The sequence below is a fragment of the Halorubrum saccharovorum DSM 1137 genome, assembly GCF_000337915.1.
GTDB lineage: Archaea > Halobacteriota > Halobacteria > Halobacteriales > Haloferacaceae > Halorubrum > Halorubrum saccharovorum.
Genome location: NZ_AOJE01000023.1, coordinates 1 through 5,046 on the forward strand (window position 1 = coordinate 1; position 5,046 = coordinate 5,046).

The 5,046-nt window shown below is 63.1% G+C and carries 3 protein-coding genes and 1 pseudogene; 1 reads left to right on the top strand and 3 read right to left on the bottom strand.

Annotation, left to right across the window (positions count from 1 at the left end):
* Window positions 1-526: 526 nt before the first annotated feature.
* A pseudogene (locus C471_RS18325) lies at window positions 527-799 on the bottom strand (Gfo/Idh/MocA family protein); the annotation flags it as partial.
* 192 nt (window positions 800-991) lie between these two features.
* On the opposite strand from C471_RS18325, the gene C471_RS07525 reads away from it, so the two are divergent.
* The gene (locus tag C471_RS07525) at window positions 992-1,990 is read left to right on the top strand and encodes a sugar phosphate isomerase/epimerase family protein (RefSeq protein ID WP_152421835.1); all 999 of its coding nucleotides are present in this window, start codon (window positions 992-994) and stop codon (window positions 1,988-1,990) included.
* Window positions 1,991-2,148: 158 nt separating this feature from the next.
* On the opposite strand, the gene C471_RS07530 is transcribed toward C471_RS07525, so the two are convergent.
* Both C471_RS07530 and C471_RS07535 read right to left on the bottom strand, forming a co-directional pair.
* A complete protein-coding gene (locus C471_RS07530; RefSeq protein ID WP_004047717.1) occupies window positions 2,149-2,574 on the bottom strand; it encodes a hypothetical protein in 426 nt (141 codons plus the stop codon).
* Between the two features lie 341 nt (window positions 2,575-2,915).
* Window positions 2,916-5,036, bottom strand: coding sequence for a LamG-like jellyroll fold domain-containing protein (locus C471_RS07535; RefSeq protein WP_080505552.1), 2,121 nt, complete (start codon window positions 5,034-5,036; stop codon window positions 2,916-2,918).
* Window positions 5,037-5,046: the final 10 nt, after the last annotated feature.

Below are 5,046 nucleotides of genomic sequence, written 5' to 3' on the forward strand. Positions count from 1 at the left end.
GCGTGACCCCGAGACCCGAGCCGGCCGCGACCACCCCCGACATTCCCAGGTATTTGAGTACGCTACGCCTGTCCGCGTCGTACAGACCGCCTGATGTCTCCTTGGACATGTGGCTATCTCCGCCCCACGGTTGCGTGGGTTATTAGCATACCTTCCCGCGACTATCTATCGCGGAAGTGTACGACCATGAGAATGAACGGGCATTATTTAACTTTGGTGGTTGTATAAAAAATTCCACATGTCGGCGACAGTAGGGCAGGTAGTATCGATCGGAGTCGTGACGCGCCTTCCGCTCCAGACACGGAGTGAGTCGCGAGTGGCTCTTGCAGTGGCTGCTAGAGGAGCCGAGAGCCGTTGCGGATACTTCGACACACTTCGAGTAACCGAAAGCCCCACTATTGTGCCTGAGTCGAATTTGTGGAACTGAAATTGGCCTAGAACGCTACCGCGAACTGCTAATTCCTCTCTCCTCCACCACCTTCGAGACGAGTCACTTGTCGGGGAAAGACGAGCGCTACGCTCGGTCCTACTCGAGGGAGACCCACCCCCCATTCTCACCGCTCTGGTCGATCGCGGCGAGGACGCGCTGGACGGCCACACCGTCATCGAAGCTCGGTTCGTACGACGATTCCTCGGCGATGGCCGAAAGGAACTCGTAGTTCTCGTGGACGAACAGGTGATCTCAGCCCAGAACGTTGCCTGGCGGCCACTAATGCTCGACGGACGGATCGTCGGCGTCGGTTACGAGAATCGTCTCGAAGCCCCGGTTGCCGTCCAGACGCACCTCGAGTTTTGTTACTCATATCGATCTCCGCCATTCGGGACGATCCCCGGTACTCGGTGGTGCGTGACGCTAGTCGTCCCGTGATAGGAACACCGACCCCCGGCGAGAACGCCGATCGGGTAGTTTAGAGATCCGTCGGGTGATCCGTGGCCGGTTACCGCGCTGTGCCACCAAACAATTAAGTCAGTTTGTGGTAATGTGTCATTCATGCCTCACAAGGCTACCGACCGTAGTGACAGGAGCAGAACCACGAGTTTGGAAGTGAAGCGTCGACAAGTACTCCAGGGAATCGGTGCGGCCGGTGTGGCAACAACATTCAGTGCCGGAGCAGCCAGCGGACAGACGGACTCCTGGGGATCCCAGGCCGCTGCGGCGGGGGAGACGTCGGACGACATCCCGACCTCCACGCAGTTCTACTCGTACCGGGACACGGGCCTCTCGCCCGCAGAACTGGTTCGCGAAGCCGCAGACGCCGGCTACGACGCGTTCGAAACCTATCGGGTCGGTGCCGGGACTAACGTGAATCCGATCCTCCAGGCGGCGAACGACACCGGTCTGGAGATGAGCAGCGCGCACATCAGTCTCAGTGAGGTCGAAAACAACACCCAGGCGATGATCGATACGTTCTCGCAGTTCGGAGATCCCATCCTCATCGATCCGGGTGTGGCCCCCGACGGCGGTTGGGGCAACGAATCGGCGGTCATCGACCTGGCCGAGCGATTCAACGCCGCGGCCGATATGCTCTCCGATACCGAACTCGCGCTCGGCCACCACAATCACGACGCCGAGTTCGCCCAGATCGGCGATACGACCGGGTACGACGTCTTCGCCGAGAACCTCGATGACCAGGTCCAGATCCAGCTCGACGTCGGCTGGACCCTCGTCGGCGGGACCGACCCGATCCGCTTCATCGCAGACAACCCGGAGAACGTCCGGACGCTGCACATGAAGAACATGACCGTCAATCCGGAGGCGTTTACCGAGTTCCACGAAGGCGACGTCAACATGCGTGCTGTCGCGAACACAATCCGCAACGCCGGCGAGCCCGAATACCTCGTGTTCGAACACGACGCGCCCGAAGACCCCCTCGAATCACTACAACTCGGTGCCGAAGGGCTGGAGAAGGTCAATCAGCCCTGGCACCCCGGCGGTATCTGCGCCATCGACGCCGACATCCACCCCGCCAAGCTACACACTCCGGCCTGATCGGCTACGTATCCATACGGCCCCCTACCCCATTTTCCGGACCCCTTCGGTCTCGAGCAGTTGCGAATAACCAGTCGCCAAGCGACGGATCGAAGACATCGGACCGTTCGTCGCCCCCACGTCTATCTCCGCGAGCAGGCCGCGACGCGAGACGCGCGTCAGAGCATGTCAACGAGTTTGATGCGCTCGGGAACGGGCGTTTCCATGTCTGCGACGAAACAACACCCCGGTGAGATCGTCATCATCTGGACGTACTCGTCCAGGTTCGTGGTGGGCTCCCCGTTCGGCCACGCTCCCGTCCGGACGTTACCGATGGGATGGAAGTTCGAGGAGGAGTTCGGACCGCCGTTGACCAGGAAAACGCGGACGCGCTCGCCCTGCTGTGTCGTCAGCGTCCCGTACCGGTCCGGCGTGAACGGGTACGTCTCCCCGTTGAAGGGTACGTAGGTCGGCTCCTCGGCCATCATTCCCTCGAGGTCGAAGCGATGACGTCCTTCCTCGCCGACGGGGTTGTCGGTGTACATCTCGTGCTCTCCGAGGTAGAACTCCCTGTCCACTTCGGGGAGCCCGTCCGTCGGGGACACGGATCGCGTCGCGATTCCGGGCGTCCCGCGCGTCCCGGCAATCCCGACCGTCGCTGGTCGTTCGAGCGCACCGGCAGCTGGCCGGCGATCAGTCCGGAGAACGCGATGACAGCGACGACGAACCGGTTCCACTGTGGTTGGATCTGCGATTCGGAGAACACACCGGATGCAACGAGGCGGAAGGCAACCGGAAACCGCTGGTCTTCCGGTTTCGAGGCCGTTCGGAGCCGTTGGCACACGAATCGGTCACACGCTCATGAACGGCCGTTCGTCGGACGATGCCTCGCCGTGAAACCCCCGGGGGAGAGGCCCCAAGAGTCACGCCTCAGTTCGCAGTCGGATCAGCCCTGCTGGCTGAGCATAGTGATCTTCGACTCGGAGAGCGGGACGTTGTAGAGGCGCACGTCCGCGATCGCACCGCTGAACCAGTCCTTGAAGCCCGACGTGGTTTGGGACTTCGACGCGATGGCGAGCGGTGTGTCGGAGTCGGGCGATTCGGTCGCCGCGTCCAGGGAGCCAGCCATCTGGCCGTCGATGTAGATACTCGAGACGTCCTCGGATGGCGCGTGGCGATAGACGACATGGTGCCAGTTGCCGTCGTCCACCGCAGTGTCCGAAGTGAAGAAGTCTCCCTGTTCCGCACCGTTGTACGGATCGAAGCGCGGCAGTCCCGTCTGGTTTTCGAAGCCACACCACATCGAACCGCCTTTCCCGAGGACTGCCGCCCACGGGCCGGTGCCGTCCGTCTTGACCCAGGCCGAGACCGTGTACGCGCCCGGATCGAGTCCTTCTGCGTCGGGGACGACGACGGTTCCGTCCGTGCCGTTGAACTCCGCGGCGCCGCCCGTGGCCGGGGTCGGAGCCGAGAGGTCGGTCGTCACACCGCCGTTGATCGTCCCGTCGTGACCGTACTCGGACCTGTCGAGGACAGTGTCGCCGTCGACGTTACCGGCCTCGAACGTCCAGTGACCGACCTTGTTGATCTCCCGGATCTCGAGCCCGCAGATCTTCGAGTTGTCCGAGATCGTGTTCGTGCTAATGGTGAGGACGCCGTCGGTGACCTCGATGTCCGAGAACGTCCGCGACAGAGCGATGTTGTGCCCGCCGGCTTCGGAGTAGATGTCGAACTCCGAGAGTACCTGGGTCCCCTGGATGGAGATGTCGAACACCCGGTCGCCCTCGGTGAGCGCGCTGCTGGTCTCCGCGAAGTAGAGCGTTACCTCGTAGAGTCCGTTCTCAATCTCGACATCCAGTGTGAGATCGCCGCCGAACATCTCGGTCTGGTAGAGCGCGTCGTGCTCAGTCCCCTCGATCGGGTTCGGCGGATCGGGGTACATGTTCGGCTGTGCCGCCGTGTCGGTGGAACTCGCGCTCGGATCACCGGATGCAGTCACCGAAGAGGAATCGGCCACGTAGTCGAGGCCGTCGATCGTGACCGTCCCGTCGATGAACGAACCGCCTGCGTCGAATCCGAACGGCGCCGACACCTGTTCGGGCTCCGTCGGCTCTCCGCCGGTGAGTTGGGTGTCCTCCTCCCGGATCCAGACGTTCTGGAAGTCGATTTCGGAGCCGTCCTCGCGGAGGTGGAGCGGCATCTTCCCGTGCTCGTTGTACGGGTTGACGGCGAAGCCTTCGTTCGAGCCGTCGACGACCAACCTGGTCTGGACCGCGACACCGTTCAGGAACGCCGTCACCTGCGCGGGCTTGTCGAGTTCGCCGCCCGAGAACCGCGGTGCCTGCCAGACTAGGTCGAGCTGTTGCCACTCGCCGGGTTCGCGGACCGAGTCGTGGTTCGGCCCGTTCTGGTGCGTGTAGGCCCCGGCCCACTCGTCCGCTTCGACCGGGTTCTCGTGAGTATCCAGGATCTGGATCTCGTATTTCCCCATCATCAGGACACCGCTGTTGCCGCGCAGCGGCCCCTCGCCCTCGACGTCCTCGGGGATGCGGTACTCGAGGTGGACCTGGGCGTCGCCGTACTCGCTGTCGCTCACCCAGTCGCCGTCGCCGGGCTGGATGGTCGTCGAGCCGTCGATCAGGACGTCGGCGTCGCCCGGCGGCGTGCCGGTGGTGCCCTCGCCGCCGGGGTTGATCTGTTCGGGCTGGTACTGGTCCCCGGACGGGAGCGTCCAGGGGCCGCCGGAGGTCGAGTACTCCGGAATGTTGTCCGGGTGCTCGCTCTCGGTGACGGGACGTTCGGGCAGGTCCCGGTACCAGATGTTCCGGAACNGTGATTCTGCAGCGTGAACGGCACTTCGGTCAGGAAGTCGCCGTTCTCGTCGCGCGGATGGCCATACGTGTCGTGATCGAACGGGTACATCGTCTTGTACCAGACCGGCCCCGGGATGTTGAGGTGCATCTGGACGACGACGCCGTTGAACAGCAGCGTCGCCTGCGGCAGGCGGGTCACGTTCCCGTCGTCGTCGAAGCGCGGTCCGCGCCAGATCAGGTCGTAGGAGTTCCACTCTCCCGGTG